The following is a 26,613-nucleotide window of genomic DNA, read 5'->3' on the forward strand; positions in this document are numbered from 1 at the left end:
GGCATAAGATGAACATAGCTGTGATAACAAGCGGTGGTGATTCACCGGGGATGAATCCCTGTGTGGCTCAGGTGGTGAAGAATGCCACAGCTCTGGGATATAAAGTATACGGATACCGCAGAGGTTTTCTGGGAATCAGAGATGAGGACTACATAGAACTTTTTCCAGAGGATGTGACCGGATGGTATAAGCAGGGAGGAACGATCCTGAGAACTGGGCGTTTTCCAGAGTTAAAAGAGAGAAGCTGGCAGGAAAAGCTGGTGGCGAATCTTAAGGAAAATGAAATCGATGCATTGATTGTCATAGGTGGAGATGGCTCTTTTAATGGGGCACTGAAACTCCATGAGGTGGATTCCTCTATTAATATTATCGGAATTCCAGGGACGATAGACAACAATATTTATGGTAGCGATTATACGCTTGGATTTGACACTGCTTTGAATACGCAGGTGCGTTATATTGATGGTATGACAGACACCGGGCTTGCGATGCCGGGAAGAGTATTTTTTGTGGAAACTCTGGGGGCATGGGACGGTTATCTTGCACACAGTTCTGTCTTGATGGGAATGGCGGATTTCAGTGTTCTGGTGGAAAAACCGATGAGTAATGAGGAGATTTGCCGAAAGGTCAAGAAACTGATGGAAAATCCAAAGAAGGACTATGTATTGGTGACTTTTGCCGAGGGAACTTATCAGACGATTGAGGCGGCGAACTATGTGAGAGAAAAGCTGGGGCTAAACGTCAAGTGTAATCTCTTAGGTTTTACGCAAAGAGGCGGTGTTCCCACTGCGACAGACCGAATTCATGCCGCTGGTTTTGCAAAATATGCGGTAAATGCGGTTGCACAGGGGATATCCAACAAGTATGTGGTCTATAAGAATGGCGAATATTCTTATATGGATATCCAGATGGCTTCTAATAAAAAGCAGTTTGATTGGTTTGAATTGTAAGAATGATTTCAGGGGCTGTTACCTTTCAGTGACAGCCCCTTTTCGTAACAAGAAATGTTGTTCTGTAGTTTGTGTTGTGGTAAAATAAAAAGAAGCGGGTTTGCCCACTTTAATTTGTAACAAAGTATCTTTGAATCTTGAAAATGGGACGAGTATTGGAGTGATTTATCATGTTAGCAGAGGAGCGGAAAAACTTTATTTGTAATATTATTAACGAGAAAAAGGCAGTCAGAGTTTCAGAACTGAGTAAGGAATTGCAGATTACAGAAGCTACGGTCCGCCGAGATCTGGATGAATTACAAAATGAGAAGAAAATACGAAGAACCCATGGTGGGGCAGTGGCCCTATATCCTGCGGGAATTAATTATGTGATCAGTGAATTGTCAGTGGAACGAATTGAGGAAAAACGATTGATTGCTCAAAAGGCATATGAGTACGTGGATGACTTAGATACGATTTTGATGGATGGTTCTAGTACCGTATTGGAATTGTGTAAACTGATTGCTGCTGGTAATAAAAAAGGTCTCACGGTGTTGACGAATGCGTTCAGTGTAGTGAACGTTTTAGCTAAACGAAAAGATATTACTGTTGTGCATGTGGGCGGTGTAGTGAAGTATGAGATTGACTCTTCGGTGGGGAATATAGCGGAGAACACGATACGGAATCTGAGAGTAGACAAAACTTTTCTGGGAGTGAACGGAGTGGAAGTAGGATATGGTTATTCTATTACCAACTTTGCAGAGGCAGCAGTGAAGGTAGAGATGATTCAGAGTGCAAAACAGGTGTTTGTGTTGGCAGATCACTCGAAATTCTCTGTTTCTTATCTGGCTAAAATTGCAGATTTTGAGGGTAAGGTCGACTATCTGATTACGGATAAACGAAGAAAATCTATGGATTATACTCCTTATGAGGAGAATGTAAATTTTATTGTTGCAGATGACGGAGAAAGTGTTGAAAAAAAATAGGGCCGTACAATACGGCTCTATTTTTGTTATAAAACATCCATTATGAATACACCTGCTCAGGAAGAGATCTTACTGTGTAGCGGTGCTATTTTTACTTATTTTACTTGGATCAGTTCATATTCCATATTTCCAATGCCAAGTTTTACAGCGTGTTCCATGCAGCTTTTCCAGTTGGTAGATGGAGAGACGGCATGAAAGTGGTCTTCTTCTTTTGGGGCTTCCCCTAAGCAGGAGTCAGAGATAGCAGGCTGTGCATTTACAGCGTCTGCACAAGCCACATCCAGAGCTACAGGGTCAAAAGAAGCAAAAAATCCCACATCCGGTACGATGGCTGCATCATTTTCAGCGTGGCAATCGCAGTAAGGGCTCACGTCGACGACGAGATTGATGTGAAAATTAGGGCGATCTTCGATGACAGCTTTGGTATATTCGGCAATTTTACAGTTGAGGATGTCATTGGATTCATCTGAGGCGGGACAGATAGCATCCTTAGGACAGACACCAAGACAACGGCCACAGCCGACACACTTATCATGGTTAATGGCAGCTTTGAGGTCCTTAAATTCCGGAGCATCATGAGCACAGATTTGAGCACATTTTTTGCAGCCGATACACAGCTTTTGATTTACATGAGGTTTGCCTGCACTGTGCATTTCCATTTTTCCGGCGCGGGAACCGCAGCCCATACCGATGTTTTTCAGAGCTCCGCCAAAACCGGTGCATTCATGTCCTTTGAAATGGGAGAGGGTAAGGAATACGTCGGCATCCATGACTGCGCGTCCGATTTTCGCTTCTTTTACGTATTCACCGCCCTTGACCGGTACATAGACCTCGTCAGTTCCCTTCAGACCATCGGCGATGATGATATGGCATCCAGTCGAGAAAGGAGAAAAACCATTTGTGTAAGCACTTTCCATGTGTTCCAAAGCGTCCTTTCTGGCCCTCACATATAGAGTGTTGCAGTCGGTCAAAAAAGGTTTACCGCCGAGGGATTTGACTACATCTGCCACTGCTTTTGCGTAGTTGGGGCGTAGGTAGGCCAGATTACCAGGTTCGCCGAAGTGTATTTTAATAGCTGTAAATTTTCCGGCGAAATCGATGGTGTCGATTCCAGCCGCGCGTATTAGACGTTCTAATTTCATTAGCAAGCTGTCGCCAGGTTTGACTCTGAGATTGGTGTAATATACTTTCGATTTGTTCATCGTTTACATCCTCCTTCTGTTTCTTAAAACCGTTTCTATCATACTATAGGTTTTTTGAAACGTCAAGAAAAAGTACTTGACAATAGAAAGCTTGTGCGCTATGATAACCAAGGTGATGACTGATGGAAGAATTCGTAAAACAGACATTCCTATATGATTTTTATGGGGAATTGCTCACAAAGCGGCAGCGGCAGGTGTACGAGTCTGTCGTGCTGGAGGACTACTCTCTCAGTGAAGTGGCACAGGAGCTTGGGATTTCTCGGCAGGGAGTTTTTGACATGATAAAAAGATGTAATAAAACTTTGGAGGAGTATGAGAAGAAGCTACATCTTGTAGAAAAATTCCTTCATATTCGCAGAAAAGTACATCAGATTCATCTTTTGACGGAGAAGTATGGAGCAGAAGATATCGCAAAGATTTCCAATGAAATATTAGAGGAGTTATGATAGATGGCATTTGAAAGTCTGACAGAAAAACTGCAAAATGTATTCAAAAATCTGAGAAGTAAGGGTCGGCTGACAGAAGCAGATGTAAAGACAGCGTTAAGAGAAGTGAAGATGGCGCTGCTAGAAGCGGATGTCAATTTTAAGGTCGTAAAGCAGTTTATTAAATCAGTTCAGGAAAGAGCAGTAGGCCAGGATGTCATGAATGGTCTGAATCCAGGACAGATGGTAATCAAGATCGTGAATGAAGAGATGGTCAATCTGATGGGAAGCGAGACCACAGAGATTCCTTCCAAGCAGGGAAAAGAGATTACGATCTGGATGATGGCCGGATTGCAAGGAGCAGGTAAGACAACCACGGCGGCGAAGCTGGCTGGAAAGATGAAATCAAAGGGAAAGAAGCCTCTGCTCGTGGCCTGTGATGTCTATCGTCCTGCGGCGATTACCCAGCTTCAGGTAAATGGCGAGAAGCAGGGAGTGGAAGTCTTTTCCATGGGAGATAAGAACCATCCTGTGGATATCGCAAAAGCAGCGGTGGAACATGCGAAGAATAACCAGCAGAATCTGGTGATTATCGATACTGCGGGTCGGCTGCATATTGATGAAGATATGATGCGCGAGCTAGAAGAGATCAAGGCACAAGTAGATGTGGATGCGACAATTCTGGTGGTGGATGCGATGACCGGCCAGGATGCGGTGAATGTTGCTTCTGCTTTTGCTGAGAAAGTGGGAATTGATGGGGTAATTCTGACAAAGATGGACGGTGATACCCGAGGCGGAGCAGCACTCTCCATCAAGGCAGTCAGCGGAAAGCCGATTTATTTCGTAGGTATGGGCGAGAAGCTTTCGGATTTGGAACAGTTCTATCCTGATCGTATGGCTTCTAGAATTCTGGGTATGGGCGATGTGATGAGCCTGATTGAGAAGGTGGAGGCATCCATCGACGAAGAGAAAGCCCGAGAGATGGAAAAGAAATTCAAAAAGGCTGAGTTTGGATTTGACGATTATCTGGAGAGCATGAATCAGATGAAAAATATGGGTGGAATTTCCAGTATCCTGAATATGCTCCCGGGTATCGGAGGCAATAAACTAAAAGATATTGAGGGGATGATTGACGAGAAGGATTTAGCTCGGAAAGAAGCAATGATTTTGTCCATGACTCCCCAGGAGCGGGCGAATCCCGCGATCTTGAATGTCTCGAGAAAACAGAGGATTGCGAGAGGTTCCGGTGTCGATATTAGCGAGGTAAACCGACTGGTGAAGCAATTTGAGCAGACGAAAAAGATGATGAAGCAAATGCCAGGAATGATGGGCGGCAGAGGTGGTAAAAGAGGCGGCTTTCGGCTTCCCTTTTAACATAGATAAAGAATACAAAATGAAAAATAAACAATGGAGGTAATGTAAAATGGCAGTAAAAATCAGATTGAGAAGAATGGGACAGAAAAAGGCTCCTTTCTATAGAATTGTTGTGGCAGATTCCCGTTCCAAAAGAGATGGAAAATGTATCGAGGAGATCGGAACCTACGATCCGAATCTGGAGCCAAGTGCATATAAGGTAGACGAAGAAGCAGCTAAAAAATGGTTGGCAGCAGGCGCTCAGCCTACAGAAGTAGTTAGCAAAATTTTTAAATTAGCTGGTATTGAGAAATAATCACAACGGGATAGGAAAGATTTCTCTGGTTGACGCTAGAGAATTGGAGGTGTGTGATGAAAGAACTTGTAGAAGTAATTGCGAAATCACTCGTAGAAAATCCTGATGAGGTCGTTGTGACGGAGACTGAAAAAGAGGATGCCATTGTGGTGGAATTGAAGGTGGGCGCTTCCGACATGGGTAAAGTGATCGGAAGGCAGGGGAGGATTGCAAAGGCAATCCGTACCGTGGTGAAAGCTGCGTCTTCTAAGAGTCCGAAAAAGGTGATTGTGGACATCCTGCAGTAAAGAATAATTGTGACAGTTCAGGTTGCGATAAGGAGCAGTGCCATTGTGCAGGGCTCCTTCTTTAGTTTTTGGAATAGGAGAATAGGAAGATGGAAGCATTTTTGCAGGTAGGCGTGATTTCTTCCACGCATGGGGTGAGAGGAGAAGTAAAGGTTTTTCCTACCACCAATGAGAAAGAGCGCTTTTTGGACTTGGATTCTGTGATTTTGGATACCGGCAAGGAGAGACTCACCTTGGAGATCGAAGGTGTGAAATTCTTTAAGCAATTTGCGATTTTAAAATTCAAAGGCTTTGATAATATTAACGATATTGAGAAATATAAAGGAAAGAGCCTCTGGATTCCCAGAGAACAGGCGGTACCTCTAAGTGAAGATGAGTACTACATTGCAGACCTGCTTGGGATGGATGTGGTATTAGAGGACGGAAAGTATTTTGGTAGACTAGAGGATGTGATTGAGACCGGCGCCAACGATGTCTATGTGGTACGGACCGAGGAAGGGCAGGAGGTATTACTCCCGGCGATTAAAGAGTGTGTTCTCCAGGTGGAAGTGGAGCGTAATCAGATGAGGATTCATCTGATGAAAGGATTAATTTAGGTAGTAAAAGACGAGGAGAATGAGGATGAATTACCATGTACTCACCCTGTTTCCTGAAATGATTAGGCAGGGGTTGAATACCAGTATCATAGGAAGGGCGATTGCCAAAGGGATTTTGTCGCTGGAGGCGGTGAACATCCGGGATTATGCCTTTAACAAGCACCAGAAGGTGGATGACTATCCTTATGGGGGAGGAGCAGGAATGGTGATGCAAGCGGAACCTGTGTATCAAGCATATAAGGCTGTATGCGATCAGACGGGAAAGTGTCCGCGAGTGATCTACCTGACTCCTCAGGGCCGAGTTTTCGATCAGGAGTTAGCTCGGGAATTGGCAAAAGAGGAGGAACTGATTTTCCTGTGTGGTCATTATGAAGGGATTGACGAGCGTGTTTTGGAGGAGATCGTGACAGATCAGGTATCTATTGGAGACTATGTGCTGACAGGCGGGGAACTTCCGTCCATGGTGATGATTGATGCGATTTCCCGTATGGTTCCGGGAGTTTTAAGCAATCAGGAGTCTGGGGAGACAGAATCTTTTTCTGAAAATCTGTTGGAATATCCCCAGTATAGCCGGCCAGAGGAATGGCATGGGTGTAAGGTCCCTTCCGTGCTTTTGTCGGGCCACCATAAAAATGTGGACCAGTGGCGGAGGGAACAGTCCATTTTGCGCACGGCAAAGCACAGGCCAGATTTATTAAAAAAAGCTGAACTAACTGAGAAGGAGAGGCGATGGCTGAGAGAACAGGAGGTGAAAGACGAGTAAGAGAATAGAAATGTGTATTGTTGAGAAACTATGTTATGGTAAGGTACAGTAAAGGAAAGGCAGGAGAGAGGAAGAAGGATGAGCATTATATTAGGACTGTTAATTCCGTTTGTGGGCACAACTGCAGGAGCAGGCTGTGTATTTTTTCTAAAAAAGCAGTTGGGGCCGTTGGTGAAAAAGGGCCTGTTGGGCTTTGCGTCAGGGGTCATGGTTGCGGCATCTGTGTGGTCTTTGCTGATTCCGGCGATGGATATGGTTGTTGATAAGGGAAAGTTTGCCTTTATACCGGCTGCGATTGGATTCTTGTTAGGCATAGGATTTTTGCTGCTGATGGATGAGATCGTTCCCCATCTGCATATGGGAAGTGAATGTGCGGAAGGGATTCATTGTAATATGAGAAAAACGACAATGCTGGTGTTGGCAGTGACTCTTCACAATGTACCGGAAGGGATGGCAGTTGGAGTGGTCTTTGCGGGGATGCTGTCCTCTGAGCCTGAGATTACTGTAATGGGAGCTTTTGCATTGGCGATCGGAATTGCAATTCAGAACTTTCCTGAAGGGGCAATTATTTCTATGCCGCTTAGGAGTGAAGAGGGACTGAGCAAAAAAAGAGCTTTTACCTACGGTGCTTTGTCAGGCATTGTAGAGCCAATTTTTGGAGGAATCACGGTGCTGATAGCTTCTTACGTGACGCCTGTGTTACCTTATCTGTTGTCATTTGCGGCGGGGGCAATGATCTATGTTGTGGTAGAGGAATTGATTCCTGAAGCGAGTGTGGGGAAACACAGTAATGTGGGAACCATCAGTTTTGCAGTGGGATTCGTGCTGATGATGATTTTAGATGTGGCCCTTGGATAAAACTCAAAAAAAACTTGTCAATCGAAAAAAAATATTGTATAATAACATACGTTGTGAATAAAGAGATGGTCCTCTGTTACGAAAATGTATTAAGAACATCCACAGAATAAGGAGAGAAAAAATGAACGAGATTATCAAAAACATTGAAGCTGCTCAGTTGAAAGCAGATGCACCAGAATTTGGCGTAGGAGACACTGTACGTGTGCATGCGCTGATCAAGGAAGGTAACCGCGAGAGAATTCAGGTGTTCGAGGGAACTGTTCTGAAGAAACAAGGCGGAAGCAACCGTGCTACTTTTACCGTGAGAAAGAACTCCAACGGAATTGGTGTTGAAAAAACTTGGCCTCTGCATTCTCCGCATGTGGTGAAAGTGGAAGTTGTAAGACATGGTAAAGTAAGACGTGCAAAACTTTACTACTTGAGAGACCGTGTAGGAAAAGCTGCAAAGGTAAAAGAGATGGTAAAATAATAAGTGCATGGTTCAGGGGGCTGTTTATCGGTCCCCTGTTTTTCTTATATAATAGGAAATACCTTGTCACGCTAATTCGTGAAAGTTCTTTCCTATTGTATGAACGCTTCGCTAAGGATGCGCACGCAGCAATGAGGAATTTCACCGCATAGCGGTGTTGCGGCGGCGCAAAGTGGGGTGCGCCCCTCAAAGATAGAAGGGAAAGAGAAGTTGAAGTGGGATTGCCCACTTTGTTATGAGCAAAATGGTATGCGAAGAGGATGAGATGAATAGAAAAAAAGTATTGAAAAACATAAGAGAGCGGTATGAGGTCATAAAGAAAAAGAATATTGATCCCAAGTTGAGGGGAATATTGATTTGGATTTTTCAGATCGTCGTTGTGCTGGTATTTGCGGCGGTGGTCGCGATTTTTTTCTTTCAGTCAGTCACAATGCAGGAAAGCTCCATGGAACCGAATTATACAGTAGGGCAGAAATTTTTTGTAAATAAGGTTGCCTATAAAGTTGGCTCGCCCAAACGTGGAGATATCATAGTTTTTCGGACCAATGCCAGTGATGATGCAGCTTTGCATATCCGCAGAGTGATTGGCCTTCCTGGTGAGACGATTCGAATCAAAGATGGACAGATTTATATTGACGGTGAGCTATACCGGGAGGGACGAGGATTGGAAGAGATAGAGAATGAAGGATTGGCAAAGGATGGAGTAACGTTGCAGTCCGGAGAATACTTTGTGTTAGGAGATAACCGCAATAACAGTGAGGACAGTCGGTATGCTGACATTGGAAACGTAAATAAGAAGTACATAGAAGGAAAGTTGTGGTTTGTCAATTCCCCATGGAAACAGATAGGTTTTGTGAAGGAGTAGAAGTATGAATGTACAGTGGTATCCTGGTCATATGACTAAGGCAAAAAGGATGATGCAGGAGGACATCAAGCTGATTGATTTGATTGTTGAATTGGTGGACGCCAGAATTCCATTGAGTAGCAGAAATCCAGATATCGATGAGTTAGGAAAAAATAAATCTCGTCTAATTTTACTGAATAAATCAGATCTGGCAGATGAAAAAGGAAATAGTCAGTGGGAGGCCTATTTCAAGGCACAGGGATTTCATGTCCATAAAATTAATGCGCGCTCGGGAGCTGGAGTGAAGGCTATAAACGGCTTGATTCAGGTGGCGTGCAAAGAAAAGATAGAGAGAGACCGGCGCAGGGGAATCAAGAATCGTCCGGTTCGTGCCATGGTAGTGGGAATTCCCAATGTTGGAAAATCTACTTTTATCAATACATTTGCAGGAAAAGCATGTACAAAGACCGGAAATAAGCCGGGCGTGACTAAAGGAAAACAATGGATTCGACTGAATAAGAATGTGGAGCTTTTGGATACACCGGGGATTTTGTGGCCTAAATTTGAAGATCAGGAGGTGGGAGTCCGCCTGGCAGTGATCGGTTCTATTAAAGATGATATCTTAAATCTGGATGAGCTGTCTTTAAGTCTGATACACTATTTACGGGAAGCTTATCCCGGTGTTCTGGCAGAGCGTTACCAGCTTGAAGAGAAGGGCAGCGATGTAGAAGTTTTAGAGCAAGTGGCAAAGAACAGAAACTGTCTGCTGCGGGGCCAGGAGCTTGACTACAGTAAGGCAGCGGGAATTTTGCTGGATGAATTTCGCAGCGGAAAAATCGGCAGAATTACGTTGGAGATGCCAAGTTAGAAATATGCCGGATTAGTATCTGGAAGAAGAAATGAAAAAAAGTAAAAAAGGTACTATCCATAAGGCGAAAAAGGTGATAAAATGTAAAAAATGCAGTTTTAGTAACTGTAAAAAATAGAATAAGATTCTGTATAATCTTAGATAGAGGTGCGGGTTTTATCAGTACTCTAAAGCAATGGCCGGATCGCCGTTTTAGAGGAAAGGAAAAACCGCCGAAGAGTTTTGACGCCGGTCCGGGTGTTGCAGCTCTGGGACGTCATAGAAAATATGGCGTACTGTCACAGTTTGTGGAGCGCTATCAGGTTTTGAGATGTCTATAAAATGAGACCATAAGCGCATTCCGTACAGGTGTAGCTTATGGTCTTTTGCGCGATAAGCCTGGCTGTAGTATCGCGCAGGACAGGGAAGAAAGGCTTTTCCTATCCGATCGTTATAGGATTCCTCTGAGAGTGGTTTGCTGGGATGAACGGATTCTTATTTGAAAACTAAGGAAAAGGAGAAGAGGGATGAGAGTGATTAGAAAAAAGAAATATGTATTTTCTCTGTTAGCAATTTTGCTTTTGACAGTTTTAAGCGCTGTCAACGTTTTTGCGGCAAGTGAGGCGGAAACTTATCAGCCGGCGATGTATGCGACTTTCTGGGCGTTGGTTCCGCCGATTGTGGCGATTGTGCTGGCCCTGATTACTAAGGAGGTATATAGTTCACTGTTTATCGGAATTCTTGTGGGAGCTTTATTTTATTCCGGTTTTCAGTTTGAGGGAACGGTGACTCATATTTTTCAGGGCGGAATTATCAGTGTTCTCTCAGATAGTTACAATGTAGGAATTTTGGTGTTCTTGGTTGTGCTTGGAGCTATCGTATGCTTGATGAATAAGGCGGGTGGGTCCGCAGCTTTTGGCCGCTGGGCTGCTAAAAAGATTAAAAATCGCGAAGGTGCTCAGCTAGCGACAGTTTTGTTAGGAGTGCTGATTTTTATCGACGATTATTTTAACTGTTTGACTGTGGGAAGCGTGATGAGACCTGTGACGGATAAGTTCAATGTGTCTAGGGCGAAGCTTTCCTACTTAATTGACGCGACGGCAGCACCGGTCTGCATCATTGCGCCGATTTCATCTTGGGCCGCAGCAGTGACTGGCTTTGTGGAAGGGGAGGATGGTTTTTCCATTTTTATCCATGCGATTCCATATAACTTTTATGCGCTTTTGACAATTGTCATGATGATCTCGATGGTTTTAATGCGTGTAGAATACGGTCCTATGGCGGTTCACGAGGCAAATGCAAAAAAAGGAGATATCTATACAACTCCTGACCGTCCTTACGAGGAGGCAGGCGCGGAATCGGAGAATGAAAATGGAAAAGTGATAGATTTGCTAATTCCTATCATTACTCTGATTGTCTGCTGTGTTATCGGGATGATTTATACAGGAGGCTTTTTCTCAGGCAGTGATTTTGTAACTGCTTTCTCTAACAGTGACGCTTCTGTTGGATTGACGTTGGGAAGCTTTTTTGGAATTGTGGTTACGATTATCTTGTATATGGTCCGCAGAGTATTGAGTTTTAAAGACTGCATGGCCTGTCTTCCAGAGGGATTTAAGGCTATGGTTCCGGCTATTTTAATCTTGACCTTTGCATGGTCATTGAAATCTATGACAGACAGTCTGGGAGCTGCGGAGTATGTGGCAGGAGTGATGGAAAGCTGTGCAGGAAGTCTCATGAATTTCCTTCCAGCGATTATCTTCTTGGTAGGCTGTGGCTTGGCTTTTGCGACAGGAACTTCTTGGGGAACTTTCGGAATTTTAATTCCGATTGTGGTAGCTGTATTTGAGAATACAGACCCGCAGATGATGATTATCTCTATTTCTGCTTGTATGGCTGGAGCAGTTTGTGGAGACCATTGTTCTCCGATTTCGGATACTACAATTATGGCATCAGCCGGAGGTCGGTGCAATCATGTGAATCATGTATCTACTCAGCTTCCGTATGCGGTTACGGCAGCAGCGATTTCTTTCATCACCTATGTGATCGCAGGATTTGTAAAAACAGCTTGGATTGCACTCCCAGCAGGAATCATCCTGATGTTGGGCACTTTGTTTGTGATTAAGATGTTGGTAAAGAAGCAGAGTGCATAAATGATAAAAAAGAAGAACGTCAGGCACATAATGTGACTGGCGTTCTTTTGCTCTAGGAGATTTTTATGTTGTAGGAAAGAGTTTGTTACGCTAATGCGTAAAAGTTTTTCCCATAACATAAACGCTCCGCTAAGGATGCGCACGCCGCAATAGGGTAGTGCACCGCAAGGTGATATTGCGGCGGCGAGCAAAGTGGGATGCACCCTCAAAGATTGAGTGGATGGGAGAGTTGAAGAGGGCTTGCCTACTTAGTTCTCAAAAAAGGACGGGGAGTCCTTGGTCGACCTGAAAAGTCAGATGTGTGTCAGCCAGGGATATTTGATCTCCTGGATAGAGAGGGGTAGGCTCTTTTAAGCGTATCCCGTTGATAAAAGTACCGTTTGTGGATGAGAGGTCTTCTATGATAAAGAGGCCGTCCGGCATCCGGGTGAGCAGACAATGCTGTCTGGAGACCCGGATGGCCGGGATTACAAAATCACAGGTTCTGCTGCGTCCTATCATCCACTGTGCCTTCGGCAAAGGTCGGAAAGGTTCCTGGAAATTCTGAGTCATGTCCGGCGTTTGTTCTTCTTGAAGAGATTCTCCGCAAAAGGGACAAAAGAATCCTTCCTCCTCTAGCATAGCTCCGCAATGAGGACAATACATAGGACTACCTTCTTTCTGTAAGTATCTGTTTTTTTTAGTATACAGAAGTTATGTATGGGAATCAAGGAGAATTTCTGTAGGAAACAGGTTAAGCGGCTGTTCAGATATAGAAGAAAATGGCGATATCCTGACAGAACGACAGTTGCGTCCAGGTGCGGACTAGGATATAATAGAGTCCACACGACAGAGGACTGACGAAGGGGATCAGAAGGAGAAAAAGTATGAAAAAAATACAGGAGATACGGGCAGAGTTTGAGGAAAGCAGGGAGGAATCCTGGCCATCTCTGTGTGAGAAGTATAAAGATGACGGGAGAAAGGGAGTAGCTGCTTTGGTAACGCGCTGTCAAAGGAAGATGGAGGCTTTGGAGGCGGAGAGGCAAAGGATGTACGGGATGTTTGCCTATGAGAGAGAGTATGAGCATCTGGGATACATCTGTGGAATCGATGAGGCGGGAAGAGGCCCTCTGGCGGGTCCAGTGGTAGCAGGTGCGGTGATTTTGCAGAAAAACTGTGGGATTCTCTACCTTAATGATTCAAAAAAACTGTCTGCGGCGAGAAGAGAGGAGCTGTACCGGCAGATTGTAGAAGAGGCGGTCGCTGTGGGCGTGGGATACGCCAGTCCACAGAGAATTGATGAGATCAATATTCTACAAGCCACCTATGAAGCCATGCGTGAGGCAATTCAGAAATTGAAGATCAAGCCTCAGATACTACTAAACGATGCAGTGACAATTCCTGGGGTAAGTTGTCCTCAGGTGCCGATCATTAAGGGAGACGCTAAGAGCGCAAGTATAGCGGCAGCTAGTATCGTTGCTAAGGTGACCAGGGACCGGCTGATGGTGGAGTATGATCGGTTAATGCCAGAATACGGTTTTGCGTCCCATAAAGGATATGGTGCGGCGGCTCACATTGAAGCTTTGAAAAAATATGGGCCGTCTCCGATTCACAGAAAAAGTTTTATTACCCATTTTATATGAGGAAGATCGTATGAATCAGAGAGAAACTGGGGCGATATATGAGAAGAAAGCTCTAGACTATCTGCTTAAGCAAGGATGCTGGCTGGTGCAGAAAAATTATCGGTGTCCGAGAGGTGAAATTGATTTGATTGTTTGGGATGGCGATTATCTGGTGTTTGTGGAAGTGAAATATCGCAAGGGCAGTGGTTGCGGAAATCCGCTGGAAGCAGTGACTTTGGAAAAACAGCGAAAGATCAGCCGGACAGCTGCTTGGTATCTGTATCAGACCTACAGAGACAAAGAGGTACCTTGTCGTTTTGACGTGGTAGGCATATGTGATGGTCAAATTCAGTGGATTCAAGATGCATTCGAGTATATTGGATGAATAGAGAGTAGAGGAGATATCATGGAGATTAAGTGGAAGGGAGCTTTGCCTCATAACATTGAGGTGAGGGAGAAGGGAGGGGTAGTTTATCTGAGCTACCCTGCATTGGAAGGGCTGAAAATTGTACGTCATGGGTTTTCTACAAGGTTGGGTGGAACTAGTAAGGGAATTTGGAAATCCATGAATCTGGGCTTCGGAAGAGGAGACCAGCGTGAAAATGTGGAGGAGAATTTTAAGAGAATCGCTCAGGCGATAGGATTTCGGTATGAAAACATGGTGACTTCTAACCAGACGCATACCACCAATGTGAGAAAGATCACAGAAGAAGATAGAGGAAATGGAATTGTCAGGGAGAGAAAATTCCATGATGTGGACGGCATGGTAACGAATGTGCCAGGAGTTGTTCTGACTACTTTTTATGCGGACTGCGTGCCGCTGTATTTTGTGGACCCTGTGCGAAAAGCGATTGGTCTGTCGCACTCGGGGTGGAGAGGCACCGTAGGCAGGATTGGACAGATTACTGTGGAAAAGATGACCCAGGAATACGGCACCAGGCCGGAGGATTTGACGGTGGCTATAGGGCCGTCCATCTGCCGGTCTTGTTACGAAGTGAGTGAGGATGTGATTGAACAGTTTCGGCAGAATTTTTCTGAAGGTCTTTGGGAGAAACTCTATGACATCAAAGAAAATGGAAAATATCAGTTAGATCTCTGGGAGGCAAATCGGCAGATTCTTTTAGAGGCAGGGGTTTCTCAGGAAAGAATTTTAACCCCGGGTCTGTGTACGTGCTGTAATCCAAGCTTTTTGTTTTCCCATCGCGCGTCAAAGGGACAGAGAGGGAATCTGGCGGCTTTTTTGGAGCTTCTATAGTTGGAGAATAAATAGAAACAAATTTTCGTACATTAGTGTGACAAAGTTTTACCGATCATATGAAAAAACGCGGAGCCTCTTCGGGGTTCCGCGTTTTTCTATTTTCAGGGGAGTCAACGGTGGACTTTGCTGAAAATTAAATTTTTCTTGCTTTTTCCATGAGTCTGATAATCTTGTCGTTACTGGATCTGACTTTTTCTACAGATACATCGTGATTGATAATGTCGATGATGCTTGCCAGGTATTTACTCATATTTGCTTCGATGTAATAAGGTTTTGTGAGTAATTCTGGGTCGCGATAATTGAGATTTGTGGTGATTACTCGGTCGATATAACCTTTCTCATAATATTCGTCGAATTTGTCTAGTCCGTCTGTGAACAGTCCATAAGTTGTGCAGACGAATACACGGTTCGCGTGGCGTTCTTTTAACTGTTTTGCCACGTCCAACATACTTCCGCCAGAAGAAATCATGTCATCAATAACCAGGACATCTTTTCCCTCCACAGAATCACCTAGGAATTCATGGGCGACGATGGGATTCTTGCCGTTGACGATGATGGAATAATCCCGGCGTTTGTAGAACATTCCCATATCCACACCCAAAATACTGGAGAAGTAAACAGCTCTCGACATTGCACCTTCATCGGGGCTGATAATCATCAGGTGATCGTTGTCTGCTCTGAAATCGGGCACATGTCTCAGAAGCGCTTTCAGAAACTGATAAGTAGGGAAGAAATTGTCAAACCCTTTCAGTGGAATGGAATTCTGCACTCTTGGGTCGTGAGCGTCAAAGGTAATGATATTGGAGACTCCCATATCACTGAGCTCTTTCAGTGCTAGCGCACAGTCTAAAGATTCTCGTTTATTGCGTTTGTGTTGACGGCCTTCATATAAGAAAGGCATGATTACATTGATTCGATGCGCTTTACCAGTAGCTGCTGAGATAATGCGTTTTAAATCTTGGTAATGGTTGTCAGGGGACATATGATTTTCATGTCCGCAGACGGTATAGGTGAGACTGTAATTTGTGATGTCTACCATGATAAATAGATCAACTCCGCGCACGGACTCTTTGATGAATCCCTTTCCTTCTCCGGTACCAAAACGAGGACATTCACAATCAATCAAGAAAGAGTTGGCGCTGTAACCTTGCAAGTTGACACCTGACTGATTGTGGTCCGCCAGTTCTTTTCGGAAACGCACCAGTTTGGAGTCGACTTCTCGGGCCAGATCCTGGCATCCGGCGAGAGCGGCGATTTTGATAGGCGCCACGGGAATCGACTTTTCCAATAATTCAATGTTCGGCATAATTTACCTCCGCTTATAACCTTCCTTTGTATTTGTACAGACAGCAAGCTTTGTGGTTTGCCCGCTTTGCATTAAGTACTCAAACTAATATATTTATAACATTCGAGCTTGCGACCGTCAAGGAATTTATTGCTTTTTAGGTCTAAAATTGGTATGATTAAGAAGAATTTGGAGGAGCTAAATTGAGATGAAAAATAGAAAACATATCATTTCTTCTGTGATTCCCGGTAGTATTGCCGAAGAACTAGGGTTAGAAGAAGGGGATATTCTGCTGGAAGTAAATCAGACGCCGGTGGAGGATATCTTCGATTATCAGTATCTTATGAATGAAGAGTACGTGGAGTTACTGATTCAAAAAGCCGACGGAGAAGAGTGGGTTTTGGAGGTTGAAAAAGAGTTTGAAGATGATTTAGGCATGGAGTTTGAAAATGGGTTGATGGATGAGTATCGTTCCTGTTCTAACAAATGTATTTTCTGCTTTATTGACCAGATGCCGAAAGGAATGCGAAAGACGCTGTATTTTAAGGATGATGATTCTAGACTGTCTTTTTTACAGGGAAACTACGTGACACTGACGAATATGAGTGACCATGATATTGATCGCATTCTTCAGTACCGCCTAGAGCCCATTAATATCTCATTTCAGACCACGAATCCTCAGCTTCGTTGCCAATTGTTGCACAACCGTTTTGCTGGCAAAGCACTAGAAAAGGTGCGCAGACTGTATGAGGGAAACATTGCGATGAATGGTCAGATTGTGCTGTGTAAAGGCATCAATGACGGACAGGAGTTGGAGAAAAGCCTGTCGGATTTAAGCGAATATTTTCCTGTACTTCAAAGTGTGTCTGTGGTTCCAGTGGGCTTGACAAAATACCGGGATGGGTTGTATCCTTTACAGGCGTTTGATCGGGAGGATGCAGAAGAGGTGTTGGAGATGATAGAACGCTGGCAGGCGAAAATGTGGAACAAAGGTGGCTCCCATTTTGTGCATGCCTCCGATGAGTGGTATATATTGGCCGGGCGTCAGCTCCCGTCTCAGGAGAATTATGACGGATATCCTCAATTGGAAAACGGAGTGGGTATGCTCCGGCTACTGGAAGAAGAGATCAAGGCAGGACTTAAGGAGAGGCAAGGAGACTCACGGAAAGTACATGCCTCGATTGCGACGGGACTTTTAGCAGAACCGTTTATTCGAGAGTATGTAAATATGGTTCAGAAAAAGTACCCCCAGGTAGAAGTGACGGTTTTTGGACTGAGAAATGATTTCTTTGGGGAAAAGATTACCGTTTCTGGGCTTTTGACGGGACAGGACTTGTACAGGCAATTGGCAAAAAAAGATTTAGGTGAAAAGCTGTTACTTTCGTGCAATATGTTCCGTATGGGGGAAGATGTCTTTTTGGATGACATGACTGTCGGAGAATTGGAAAGAAAGCTTAAAGTGCCCATTGTAGTGGTTGACAGCGGCGGGGAAGATTTTTTGGAAGCAGTTTTGGAACCGCCCCAAAATAAGGAACATAAAAGGAGACAAATCTATGAGCAAACCAGTTGTGGCAATTGTTGGGAGGCCTAATGTGGGTAAATCCACATTGTTTAATGTGTTGGCCGGGGAAAACATCTCGATTGTCAAAGATACGCCGGGTGTGACTAGAGACCGAATCTATGCAGAAGTGACTTGGTTGGACAAATCGTTTACGATGATTGATACGGGAGGGATTGAGCCGGACAGCAACGATATTATTTTGTCGCAGATGCGCGAGCAGGCACAGATTGCCATTGACACCGCTGATGTAATCGTTTTTCTTGTGGATGTGCGCCAGGGCATGGTAGACGCAGACGCGAAGGTGGCAGATATGCTCCGCAGAAGCACCAAACCGGTGGTATTGGTGGTAAATAAAGTGGACAGTTTTGAAAAATTTATGATGGATGTCTATGAGTTTTATAATCTGGGAATCGGTGAGCCAATTCCGGTCTCAGCGTCGTCGCGGCTTGGTCTAGGGGATATGTTAGATGAAATTGTAAAGCATTTTCCCGAACATGCCGGAGAAGATGAGGAGGATGAGATTCCAAAGATTGCGGTGGTAGGAAAGCCGAATGTGGGAAAATCTTCTCTGATCAATAAACTGGTGGGAGAAGAGCGTGTGATTGTCTCAGATATAGCGGGAACGACCCGGGATGCTATTGACACGAAAGTAAAATGGCAGGGCAGAGAATATGTTTTCATTGACACCGCAGGCCTGCGCAGAAAAGGAAAGATCAAAGAGGAAATTGAGCGGTACAGTGTCATCCGCACGGTGACTGCGGTGGAGCGGGCAAATGTCGTAGTGATTATGATTGACGGTGTGGAAGGAGTTACAGAACAGGACGCGAAGATAGCGGGAATTGCTCATGAAAAGGGAAAAGGTGTCATCATAGCAGTGAATAAGTGGGATGCCGTGGAAAAGAATGACAAGACGATCTATCGGTATACCGATAAAATCCGCAATACCTTGGCATATATGCCTTACGCGGAGCTGATCTTCATCTCTGCCAAGACGGGGCTTCGTCTGCAGCGTCTGTTTGAGACCATTGATATGGTAGTGGAAAATCAGACGCTCCGCATTCAGACAGGGGTTCTCAATGAGATATTGACGGAGGCAATGGCGATGCAGCAGCCGCCGTCAGACAGAGGAAAACGACTGAAAATCTTTTATATGACCCAGGTCTCTGTCAGACCTCCAACCTTTGTGATTTTTGTAAATGACAAGGAGCTTATGCATTTTTCATATACCAGGTATCTGGAAAATCGGATCCGCGAGGCGTTTGGTTTTCGCGGTACTCCATTAAAATTTATAGTGAGGGAAAGAGGAGAGAAGAAGTGATTTTGGAACGAGTAATCTGTGTGGCAATCGGTTATTTATTTGGGCTGTTTCAGACATCTTATTTGTATGGAAGAGCAAATCATATGGATATCCGGGAACACGGCAGCGGCAATGCTGGAACGACAAATGCCCTTCGAACGATGGGAAAAAAGGCAGGAGCGCTCACTTTGCTGGGGGATTGTTTAAAATGTGTTTTGGCAATCTGGGTGGTGCGTATCCTCTATAGAGGAGATCACGCAGACATCTTGCCTTTGCTGAGTATGTATGCGGGTGCTGGGTGTATTTTGGGACACAACTTTCCGATCTATTTGAATTTTCGGGGCGGAAAAGGGGTCGCGGCATCCGTTGGGCTGGTGCTTGCGTTGGACTGGCGCGTGTTTGTGATCTGCGCTGTGGTGTTTTTTACGCTTTATTTTACCACACATTACGTTTCTCTGTGTTCTATCAGCGCCTATTTGGTTGCGCTGATTGTTATGAGCATCTTTGGCTGGCTGGGCTATTATGGTATGGAAACAGCGCGGGTGTGGGAGATGGATGGAGTGCTTGCCTGTCTGACTGCATTGGCGATCTTTCGACATAGACAAAACATTAGGCGTCTACTAAATGGTAATGAAAATAAAATATTCCTGAAAAAAGGAAAGAAAGCATAGAGGTGATAAAAGTGGCAAAAATTAGTGTATTAGGAGCTGGAAGCTGGGGGACGGCATTGTCATTGTTGCTGCACAACAATGGACATGAGGTAATTCTGTGGTCAATTATAGAAGACGAGGTGAAGATGCTTCAGCAAAAGCGACAGCATGAGTCGAAACTGCCTGGAGTAAAGCTACCGGATGAGATGGAGATTACTTCTGATTTGTCTTATTCTGTCAAAGACCGGGATGTGCTGATTTTGGCAGTTCCGTCTCCGTTTACCAGAAGTACGGCCCACAGTATGCGAGAACTAGTGAGAGACGGACAGATTCTTGTCAATGTGGCGAAAGGAATTGAGGAAAGCACATTGATGACTTTGAGTGAAATTATCGAGCAGGAAATTCCTCAAGCTGATGTGGCAGTGTTGTCAGGGCCTAGTCATGCCGAAGAAGTAGGACGTGGACTTCCGACTACCTGTGTGGTTAGTGCCCGGAGCAGAAAAACGGCTGAGTATTTGCAGGGCATCTTCATGAGTCCTGTGTTCCGCGTTTATACCTCGCCGGATATTCTAGGTGTGGAGTTAGGAGGTTCCCTAAAAAATGTAATAGCTCTGGCAGCCGGCACTGCGGATGGTCTGGGCTACGGGGATAACACGAAAGCTGCGCTTATCACTCGTGGAATCGCTGAAATTGCGAGGCTGGGCATTCAGATGGGTGCCAGATTTGAGACTTTATACGGGTTATCAGGCATGGGAGATTTGATTGTGACTTGTGCCAGTGTCCACAGTAGAAACCGCAAGGCTGGGTATTTGATGGGACAAGGTTATACGATGGAAGAAGCCATGAAAGAAGTGCAAATGGTTGTGGAAGGCGTATACTCCGCGAAAGCAGCAAAACAATTGGCTGAGAAATATCAGGTGGAGATGCCGATTGTAGAGGAAGTCAACAAAGTTTTGTTTGAGGGCAAGTCTGCAAAGGCTGCGGTTATGGATTTGATGCTCAGAGATAAGAAAGTGGAGGCACCAGTGATCTCCTGGAATGAGGAGTAAAGTTTATTTAGGCTACGCGCTTTGTGTGGGCGCAGATAGATTTCAATTTTTATTAAAAAGGACAAGTTTCTCGAGATGGAGAAACTTGTCCTTTTAAGAAAATCTTATTTTTTAGAAAGGAACATCGCGTAAGTCCTCTGGTATTCCTGCGGTTCTGAGATTTTGATTCAAAGTATCTATGATTGCCATGTCCTCCTCTTCCAACTCAAAGTCAAAGATCTCGCTATTGTCCTGGATACGCTCTGGATTGGTAGATTTTGGGATGACCGCGACACCTTTTTGGAGGGACCAGCGAAGTCCGATCTGCGCAGGGGTCTTTGCGTACTTTGTGGCTAGGACGCACATAATATCGTTATCCATGTAGGCGCCTCTGGCTAAAGGCGCGTAAGCCTGTACTTGAATTCCACGATCTTTGCAGTATTCCAAGAGTTCCTTTTGATACCAGTAAGGATGGAATTCAATCTGATTTACTGCAGGAATGATATCAGAATATTTGGCTAGTTCTTCTAGGTGACGGATGTCAAAGTTGCTGACGCCGATGGACTGTGCGCGGCCAGATTCCAAAAGTTTTTCCATTTCTTTCCAGGTATTGAGGAAACATCCCGGGACTGGCCAGTGAATTAAGTAGAGATCCACATAATCCAACTGCAGCCGTTCTAGGCTTCTCTTGAAGGCTCCTTCTACGTCCCCTAGACGCTGGGCATTGTTCCAGATTTTAGTGGTGATAAATAAGTCTTTTCGAGGAACTCCGCATTGTGCAATTCCTCTCCCTACACCATCTTCATTGGCGTAGGCGGAAGCAGTATCGATGAGGCGGTAGCCTGCTTTGGCTGCATGGCAGATGGCTTGTTCGACTTCGTTTTCACCAGTAGCTTTATATACGCCTAAACCCAATAAGGGCATTTCTCTATCGGTATTTAAGAATACAGTTTTTCGCATTTATGTAAGCCTCCCTTCCTAATATTACCGGCAATAGTATATCATAGAATTGTGAAATATGTACAGGAAAAGTATTAAAAAAGTGCTACAAGGAAATAAAAATACTTAACAAAATGAAATTTGTCATTGGTGAGAGGAAATTATAACTGTAAAATAATGTTAATAATATATCAATCCTGTTAAAAATTCATACAATCTATGGTAAAATGTATAAAATTTGCCTTAAATAACCAAGAATTATAGAAATATCTATGAATAATTCCTTGCTAAAACAGAGGAATCGTTGTATAATGAAGGAAATTGATAATTTCTTATCATGTATCAGACTGTATTTCACAGGAGGACAGTCTTAGAAAGGAGAAACCTATGCATTTGGTAAAAGATGAGAACGGCAATATGGTTCCCCACGGACATGACCACGAGCATCATCATGACCACGGACATTGTGGGAATTGTCAGGGTGGTGATTGCAAGAATGAGACACTTGCTCTTTTGACCTATATGCAGCAGCACAATGAACAGCATGCGGCAGAGTTAGATCAGATGGCAGAGAATCTCTTGAAATTGGGAATGGACGCGGCTGCGAAGACGATAAAGGAAGCAGTTGCTGATTTTCAGAAAGGAAACATGCGTTTAGGGTTGGCACTTACTTTGGTAAAAGAAGAACTGGGGAAATAGGAGGCATGAAATATGTGTTTGGCAACTGTGTATAAAACTGATGATGACTCTGTTATCTTAAAGAATACCAGTCGCATTGATGTTGAGGGTGACAAGCTGATTCTGCGGGATATCATGGGTCAGGAGACTGTTGTAGAAGGAAAGATCCTGATGGTGGACCTGGCGAACAGCATTGTTAAAATAAGCTGCAAATAGGTAGAGAGATATCCTGCATTTTGAATCTGATAGGCAGATGTCTGAGACAGATGCGCTTTGGCTGTGCAAACGGCTGAGGACGGAAAAGAAAATGGAGGTATATTGTTATGGCAGCAGTAAAATTATCAGAACTTATGAGATAGAAGATGCTTCTTTCTTTTGAAGTTTTTCACTAGACTGATGAATACCGTGCGCTGGGGATGAATGGGATTCATCTGTATGTGCTGAATCAGTGGAAAGATGTATCCGATATTATCGATCAATCGGGTGTTCGTACCTTAGTGTAATTAGTATGTGAGGAGTCTGCCGTTGGCAGCCTTTCTTGCACATTTTGATATTATAGTTTTGGTCTGGCCACTGAGGCAGACTGAGAAAATAAAAATTTAGGAGGTGCCCGTTTTTATGGCACATGTAATTGCTGTCGCAGGAAAAGGCGGCGTTGGAAAGACTAGTTTATGTGGTCTTCTGATTCAGTATTTAGGGCAGAAAGGCAAAGGGCCAATTCTTGCTGTGGATGCTGATGCAAACTCCAATTTAAATGAAGTTCTTGGAGTAGAAGTTGAGACGACTCTTGGTGAGGTCCGTGAAGAAATCGAGAGATCGGAGATGGACAAAAACACACCGATACCGGCAGGGATGAGTAAGGCAGATTATGCGGAAATTCGTTTTAACAATGCGTTGGTGGAGGATGATGACTTTGATCTATTGGTGATGGGCAGAACCCAGGGGAAAGGTTGCTACTGTTATGTGAATGGACTTTTGAGTGCCCAGCTTGCCAAGTATCAGAATCATTATCCCTATATGGTAGTGGATAATGAAGCTGGAATGGAGCATATCAGCAGAGGTGTTTTGCCGAATATGCAGACCGCAATTTTAGTCAGTGACTGTTCTAGAAGAGGTGTTCAGGCGGTCGGAAGAATTGCTCAGTTGATTAAAGAATGCGACATGCGTCCGAATCAGGTGGGACTGATTATTAATCGAGCTCCCGGAGGGGAACTCAACGAAGGAACAAGAGAAGAAATTGAAAAACAGGGACTGAATCTCTTAGGGGTAGTTCCGCAGGACGAGACCGTATATGAATATGACTGCGCAGGAAAACCATTGGTGGAATTGCCGGAGGATTCTCCTGTTAAGAAAGCGTTGCGGGAAATTGTAGACAATCTGGGTCTTTAAGATCATTAGGGGCTGCTGCGTGAAGCAAATTGGAAGACATTACTTGCGTGGCAGCCCTGTGTTCTGGAAGAAATAACCCGTGGGGGAGGATGGGATGCCTTCTGCGTGGGTTTTTCTATGATAGATTTACTCTAAATCATAATTAAGTACAAATTAAATGTACATTTAAGAAGGAGGTCAATAATGAGTGAATTCAAACTAACTACAGTGGAAGAATTTGAAGCGGCGACTGAGCGATTGCTGGAGACAGGTGCCAAAGTGGGTGCAGACTCCTGGCAATTGCGTGTAAAAAATCAAACTCCACACTGTAAATTTGGTGAGTCTGGTGTCTGCTGTAGAATTTGTTCTATGGGTCCTTGCCGTATCACCAAAAAAGCACCGCGTGGTATCTGCGGATGTGATGTGCATGGTATTGTAGGAAGAAACTATCTTCGCTTTACAGCAGGTGGTTCTGCTACCCATTCTGACCATGGACGTGAGATCGCGCATACTCTGCACGAGGCGGCTGCGGATGGAAACTACAAAGTAAAAGATCCTGAGAAATTGCTGCGTCTGGCGGCAGAGTTCGGTGTTGAGACCGAAGGAAGAGACATCTATGATGTAGCTCATGAGGTGGCAGAAGCTGGTCTGATGGAATATGGTAAACCATTTGGTTATCAGGTATTCACCAAGAGAGCACCAGAACATACACAGGAAATTTGGGACAGAGAGGAAATTCGTCCGCGTGCCATTGACCGTGAGGTATCCTGCGCTCTGCATATGACTCACATGGGATGTTCTTCAAAACCGGAAGCACTGATTCGTCAGTCTCTGAGAGCAGGACTGTCTGACGGTTGGGGTGGTTCTATGATGGGAACGGAGTTCTCTGACGTACTGTTCGGAACTCCAAGAGAAGTTGAGACAGAAGCAAACCTGGGCGTTATGGTTGCTGAGAATGTAAACATTGTAGTTCATGGACATGATCCGTCTCTGTCTGAGATGATCTGTGAATATGCAGACAGCAAAGAGATGATTGATTACGCGAAGTCCATGGGTGCACAGGGAATTACCGTGTCCGGTGTATGCTGTACTTCCAACGAGGTTGCAATGCGTCGTGGTATCCCGATGGCTGGTAACTTTTTACAGCAGGAAAACGTAGTCTTGACAGGAGCTTGTGAGGCAATTGTCGTAGACGTACAGTGTATTTTCCCTGCATTGGGACCGCTGAGCAAATGCTTCCATACTAAATTTATCACAACTTCTCCGGTTGCGCAGATGCCAGATTCCGACTTTATTCGCTTTAATGCGAAGACCGCAGGCGAGAACGCAAAACAGATTGTGAAGATGGCGATTGAGAACTTTAAGAACAGAAAGCCAGAGCTGGTACATATCCCGGATATGAAACAGAAAGCAGTTGTAGGATACTCTGTGGAGCAGATCGAGAAGAAGCTGGACGGTGTTACTAATACTCACGTGGATGAGACTGGTACCATGATGCCTCTGGTTGACTGTGTGAAAGCGGGCGTTCTGCGTGGAGCAGTGGCTATGGTAGGATGTAATAACCCGAAGGTTCGTCCTGACGCTGCACACATTGAACTGATGAAGAAACTGATTGCGAACGATATTATTCTGGTTGTTTCCGGCTGTTCTGCACAGGCTGCTGCCAAAGCTGGTCTGATGGATAAGAGAGCAAAAGATCTGTGCGGTGCTGGTCTGAAGCGTGTCTGCGAATTGGTAGATATTCCGCCTGTACTGCATATGGGATCTTGCGTAGATATCAGCCGTATGATGGTTTTGGCAGCTCGCATCGCGAAGGATTCTGGCTGGAACATTTCACAGATTCCGTTGGTAGGCTGTGCTCCAGAATGGATGTCAGAAAAAGCGGTATCTATCGGTAACTATGTTGTTGGTACCGGTATTGATACTTACCTCGGAGTTGAGCCTTATGCGTATGGTTCCGAGGAAGTTGACGGTCTGTTAAAAGGCGGTTTGACTGACTGGGTAGAGGCATGCTACACAGTAGAGCATGATATCGACAAGCTGGGCGATATGATGATTGAGAGAATCGAGGAGAAGAGAACAGCTCTGGGAATTTAATCCAGAGAAAACTCAAACTTCAGATGACTGATTATAATGAACTGAGAGGCGAACAATTATGAAAATTGCAGTAACCGGTAAAGGTGGAGTAGGTAAGACGACATTTGCAGCGACTTTGGCGCGACTGTACGCGGCTGAAGAAAAGCATGTGTTGGCAGCGGACGTAGATCCTGATGCAAATCTAGGCCTGGCTCTTGGATTTGATGAGGAGACTTTAGACAGTATTGTTCCGATCTCCAGAATGAGAAAGCTGGTAGAGGAGAGAACTCAGGCAAAGCCCGACAACAGCTTTTATCTGCTGAATCCGAAGGTAGATGATATTCCGGACACTTACGGAAAGACCTGTAATGGTGTGAAACTGTTAGTGCTGGGGACTGTGGAGACTGGCGGAGCTGGCTGTGTGTGTCCCGAGCATGTGATGCTCAAGAGAATCATCAATAATTTGGTTCTGCACCGGGATGACGTGGTGATTTTGGACATGGAAGCCGGGTTAGAGCATATGGGGCGAGGAACGACAGAGGGAATGGACCAGTTCATCGTGGTGATTGAGCCAGGAGCCAGGAGTGTTCAGACCTATAAGAATGTGAAACGCCTTGCCAGCGATTTGGGAGTGGCTCAGGTGCGCGTTGTAGCCAACAAAGTGCGCAATGCGGAGGATGAAGAGTTCATCCGGAATAAAATTCCAGCGGAAGATCTGCTGGGAATCATTCATTATAATACAGAGGTCATGGATGCGGATAGACAGGGGAAATCCCCTTATGATTTCAGTGAAACCGTAACGGATGAAATTAGAAAAATCAAAGAGAAGATAGATCGTCAGTGATCT

29 protein-coding genes and 1 riboswitch are annotated in these 26,613 nt (G+C 44.7%); of the genes, 25 read left to right on the top strand and 4 right to left on the bottom strand.

Translation table 11 applies throughout. The features are described from left to right. Positions 1 to 8: 8 nt before the first annotated feature. Both BLHYD_RS07515 and BLHYD_RS07520 read left to right on the top strand, forming a co-directional pair. Complete coding sequence (locus BLHYD_RS07515; protein ID WP_005945237.1) at positions 9 to 950, top strand: 6-phosphofructokinase; 942 nt, start codon at positions 9 to 11, stop codon at positions 948 to 950. A 170-nt stretch (positions 951 to 1,120) separates the two neighbouring features. Beyond that, a complete protein-coding gene (locus tag BLHYD_RS07520; protein WP_005945240.1) occupies positions 1,121 to 1,915 on the top strand; it encodes a DeoR/GlpR family DNA-binding transcription regulator in 795 nt (264 codons plus the stop codon). 95 nt (positions 1,916 to 2,010) lie between these two features. On the opposite strand, the gene BLHYD_RS07525 is transcribed toward BLHYD_RS07520, so the two are convergent. Then, positions 2,011 to 3,117: a DUF362 domain-containing protein gene (locus tag BLHYD_RS07525; protein WP_005945243.1), complete on the bottom strand. Its 1,107-nt coding sequence runs from the start codon at positions 3,115 to 3,117 to the stop codon at positions 2,011 to 2,013. Between the two features lie 122 nt (positions 3,118 to 3,239). Here BLHYD_RS07525 and ylxM point away from each other — a divergent pair, with 122 nt between their 5' ends. From ylxM to BLHYD_RS07580, 11 genes are all read left to right on the top strand, one after another. After that, positions 3,240 to 3,563, top strand: a complete 324-nt coding sequence (ylxM, locus tag BLHYD_RS07530) for a YlxM family DNA-binding protein (protein WP_005945245.1) — start codon at positions 3,240 to 3,242, stop codon at positions 3,561 to 3,563. A gap of 3 nt (positions 3,564 to 3,566) precedes the next feature. Further along, a complete protein-coding gene (gene ffh, locus BLHYD_RS07535; RefSeq protein ID WP_005945248.1) occupies positions 3,567 to 4,916 on the top strand; it encodes a signal recognition particle protein in 1,350 nt (449 codons plus the stop codon). 49 nt (positions 4,917 to 4,965) lie between these two features. Next, complete coding sequence (gene rpsP / locus BLHYD_RS07540) at positions 4,966 to 5,211, top strand: 30S ribosomal protein S16 (protein WP_005945251.1); 246 nt, start codon at positions 4,966 to 4,968, stop codon at positions 5,209 to 5,211. 56 nt (positions 5,212 to 5,267) lie between these two features. Next, entirely contained in the window at positions 5,268 to 5,498 is a 231-nt protein-coding gene (locus BLHYD_RS07545; protein WP_005945253.1) for a KH domain-containing protein, read from the top strand. An 89-nt stretch (positions 5,499 to 5,587) separates the two neighbouring features. Beyond that, on the top strand, positions 5,588 to 6,094 hold the full coding sequence (gene rimM / locus BLHYD_RS07550; protein ID WP_005945257.1) for a ribosome maturation factor RimM: 507 nt from the start codon (positions 5,588 to 5,590) through the stop codon (positions 6,092 to 6,094). A 25-nt stretch (positions 6,095 to 6,119) separates the two neighbouring features. Further along, positions 6,120 to 6,857, top strand: coding sequence for a tRNA (guanosine(37)-N1)-methyltransferase TrmD (gene trmD / locus BLHYD_RS07555; RefSeq protein WP_021844535.1), 738 nt, complete (start codon positions 6,120 to 6,122; stop codon positions 6,855 to 6,857). A 78-nt stretch (positions 6,858 to 6,935) separates the two neighbouring features. Further along, a complete protein-coding gene (locus tag BLHYD_RS07560; protein ID WP_005945263.1) occupies positions 6,936 to 7,715 on the top strand; it encodes a ZIP family metal transporter in 780 nt (259 codons plus the stop codon). A gap of 121 nt (positions 7,716 to 7,836) precedes the next feature. Beyond that, positions 7,837 to 8,184: a 50S ribosomal protein L19 gene (rplS, locus tag BLHYD_RS07565; RefSeq protein WP_005945266.1), complete on the top strand. Its 348-nt coding sequence runs from the start codon at positions 7,837 to 7,839 to the stop codon at positions 8,182 to 8,184. Between the two features lie 265 nt (positions 8,185 to 8,449). Continuing rightward, on the top strand, positions 8,450 to 9,049 hold the full coding sequence (gene lepB, locus BLHYD_RS07570; RefSeq protein ID WP_040350342.1) for a signal peptidase I: 600 nt from the start codon (positions 8,450 to 8,452) through the stop codon (positions 9,047 to 9,049). A 4-nt stretch (positions 9,050 to 9,053) separates the two neighbouring features. Beyond that, positions 9,054 to 9,896 (top strand): ribosome biogenesis GTPase YlqF, encoded by an 843-nt coding sequence (gene ylqF / locus BLHYD_RS07575; RefSeq protein ID WP_005945273.1) that lies wholly within the window; start codon positions 9,054 to 9,056, stop codon positions 9,894 to 9,896. 134 nt (positions 9,897 to 10,030) lie between these two features. Then, positions 10,031 to 10,202, top strand: a riboswitch (Lysine riboswitch). A gap of 200 nt (positions 10,203 to 10,402) precedes the next feature. Next, a complete protein-coding gene (locus BLHYD_RS07580; RefSeq protein ID WP_005945276.1) occupies positions 10,403 to 12,025 on the top strand; it encodes a Na+/H+ antiporter NhaC family protein in 1,623 nt (540 codons plus the stop codon). Between the two features lie 255 nt (positions 12,026 to 12,280). Here BLHYD_RS07580 and BLHYD_RS07585 read toward each other — a convergent pair whose 3' ends face one another. Further along, a complete protein-coding gene (locus tag BLHYD_RS07585) occupies positions 12,281 to 12,670 on the bottom strand; it encodes an FHA domain-containing protein (RefSeq protein ID WP_050769845.1) in 390 nt (129 codons plus the stop codon). Positions 12,671 to 12,891: 221 nt separating this feature from the next. On the opposite strand from BLHYD_RS07585, the gene BLHYD_RS07590 reads away from it, so the two are divergent. The 3 genes from BLHYD_RS07590 to pgeF are packed head-to-tail and all read left to right on the top strand — an operon-like array spanning position 12,892 to position 14,881. Then, entirely contained in the window at positions 12,892 to 13,647 is a 756-nt protein-coding gene (locus BLHYD_RS07590; RefSeq protein WP_005945286.1) for a ribonuclease HII, read from the top strand. Positions 13,648 to 13,657: 10 nt separating this feature from the next. Then, on the top strand, positions 13,658 to 14,011 hold the full coding sequence (locus tag BLHYD_RS07595; RefSeq protein WP_005945289.1) for a YraN family protein: 354 nt from the start codon (positions 13,658 to 13,660) through the stop codon (positions 14,009 to 14,011). Positions 14,012 to 14,032: 21 nt separating this feature from the next. After that, entirely contained in the window at positions 14,033 to 14,881 is an 849-nt protein-coding gene (gene pgeF, locus BLHYD_RS07600) for a peptidoglycan editing factor PgeF (protein ID WP_005945291.1), read from the top strand. A gap of 136 nt (positions 14,882 to 15,017) precedes the next feature. Here the strand turns inward: pgeF and BLHYD_RS07605 are convergent, their stop codons facing one another. Further along, positions 15,018 to 16,190, bottom strand: coding sequence for a ribose-phosphate pyrophosphokinase (locus BLHYD_RS07605; protein ID WP_005945294.1), 1,173 nt, complete (start codon positions 16,188 to 16,190; stop codon positions 15,018 to 15,020). Positions 16,191 to 16,377: 187 nt separating this feature from the next. Between BLHYD_RS07605 and BLHYD_RS07610 the strand changes: the two genes are divergently transcribed. Genes BLHYD_RS07610 through BLHYD_RS07625 form a run of 4 tightly spaced genes read left to right on the top strand, consistent with a single transcriptional unit; the run spans position 16,378 to position 20,726 of the window. Continuing rightward, positions 16,378 to 17,760, top strand: a complete 1,383-nt coding sequence (locus tag BLHYD_RS07610; protein ID WP_005945297.1) for a DUF512 domain-containing protein — start codon at positions 16,378 to 16,380, stop codon at positions 17,758 to 17,760. After that, positions 17,723 to 19,048 carry a ribosome biogenesis GTPase Der gene (der, locus tag BLHYD_RS07615; protein WP_005945300.1) on the top strand — a complete coding sequence of 442 codons (1,326 nt, stop codon included), beginning with the start codon at positions 17,723 to 17,725 and terminating at the stop codon, positions 19,046 to 19,048. The genes BLHYD_RS07610 and der overlap by 38 nt, the downstream gene beginning before the upstream one ends. Next, on the top strand, positions 19,048 to 19,698 hold the full coding sequence (gene plsY / locus BLHYD_RS07620) for a glycerol-3-phosphate 1-O-acyltransferase PlsY (protein ID WP_040350345.1): 651 nt from the start codon (positions 19,048 to 19,050) through the stop codon (positions 19,696 to 19,698). The genes der and plsY overlap by 1 nt, the downstream gene beginning before the upstream one ends. A gap of 11 nt (positions 19,699 to 19,709) precedes the next feature. Next, positions 19,710 to 20,726: an NAD(P)H-dependent glycerol-3-phosphate dehydrogenase gene (locus BLHYD_RS07625; RefSeq protein ID WP_021844529.1), complete on the top strand. Its 1,017-nt coding sequence runs from the start codon at positions 19,710 to 19,712 to the stop codon at positions 20,724 to 20,726. A 111-nt stretch (positions 20,727 to 20,837) separates the two neighbouring features. Here BLHYD_RS07625 and BLHYD_RS07630 read toward each other — a convergent pair whose 3' ends face one another. Continuing rightward, complete coding sequence (locus BLHYD_RS07630) at positions 20,838 to 21,665, bottom strand: aldo/keto reductase (protein ID WP_005945308.1); 828 nt, start codon at positions 21,663 to 21,665, stop codon at positions 20,838 to 20,840. Positions 21,666 to 22,031: 366 nt separating this feature from the next. On the opposite strand from BLHYD_RS07630, the gene BLHYD_RS07635 reads away from it, so the two are divergent. The 5 genes from BLHYD_RS07635 to BLHYD_RS07655 all read left to right on the top strand — a co-directional run bounded on the left by BLHYD_RS07635 (position 22,032) and on the right by BLHYD_RS07655 (position 26,610). Further along, positions 22,032 to 22,343, top strand: a complete 312-nt coding sequence (locus BLHYD_RS07635) for a DUF8180 domain-containing protein (RefSeq protein ID WP_005945312.1) — start codon at positions 22,032 to 22,034, stop codon at positions 22,341 to 22,343. A 12-nt stretch (positions 22,344 to 22,355) separates the two neighbouring features. Continuing rightward, positions 22,356 to 22,538 (top strand): CooT family nickel-binding protein, encoded by a 183-nt coding sequence (locus BLHYD_RS07640; protein ID WP_005945316.1) that lies wholly within the window; start codon positions 22,356 to 22,358, stop codon positions 22,536 to 22,538. Between the two features lie 402 nt (positions 22,539 to 22,940). Continuing rightward, positions 22,941 to 23,711, top strand: coding sequence for an ATP-binding protein (locus BLHYD_RS07645; protein ID WP_005945325.1), 771 nt, complete (start codon positions 22,941 to 22,943; stop codon positions 23,709 to 23,711). A 183-nt stretch (positions 23,712 to 23,894) separates the two neighbouring features. Then, positions 23,895 to 25,787, top strand: coding sequence for an anaerobic carbon-monoxide dehydrogenase catalytic subunit (gene cooS, locus BLHYD_RS07650; protein ID WP_005945329.1), 1,893 nt, complete (start codon positions 23,895 to 23,897; stop codon positions 25,785 to 25,787). A gap of 58 nt (positions 25,788 to 25,845) precedes the next feature. Beyond that, on the top strand, positions 25,846 to 26,610 hold the full coding sequence (locus BLHYD_RS07655) for an ATP-binding protein (RefSeq protein WP_005945333.1): 765 nt from the start codon (positions 25,846 to 25,848) through the stop codon (positions 26,608 to 26,610). Positions 26,611 to 26,613 lie beyond the last annotated feature (3 nt).

The organism is Blautia hydrogenotrophica DSM 10507, assembly GCF_034356035.1.
Classification (GTDB): Bacteria; Bacillota; Clostridia; order Lachnospirales; family Lachnospiraceae; genus Blautia_A; species Blautia_A hydrogenotrophica.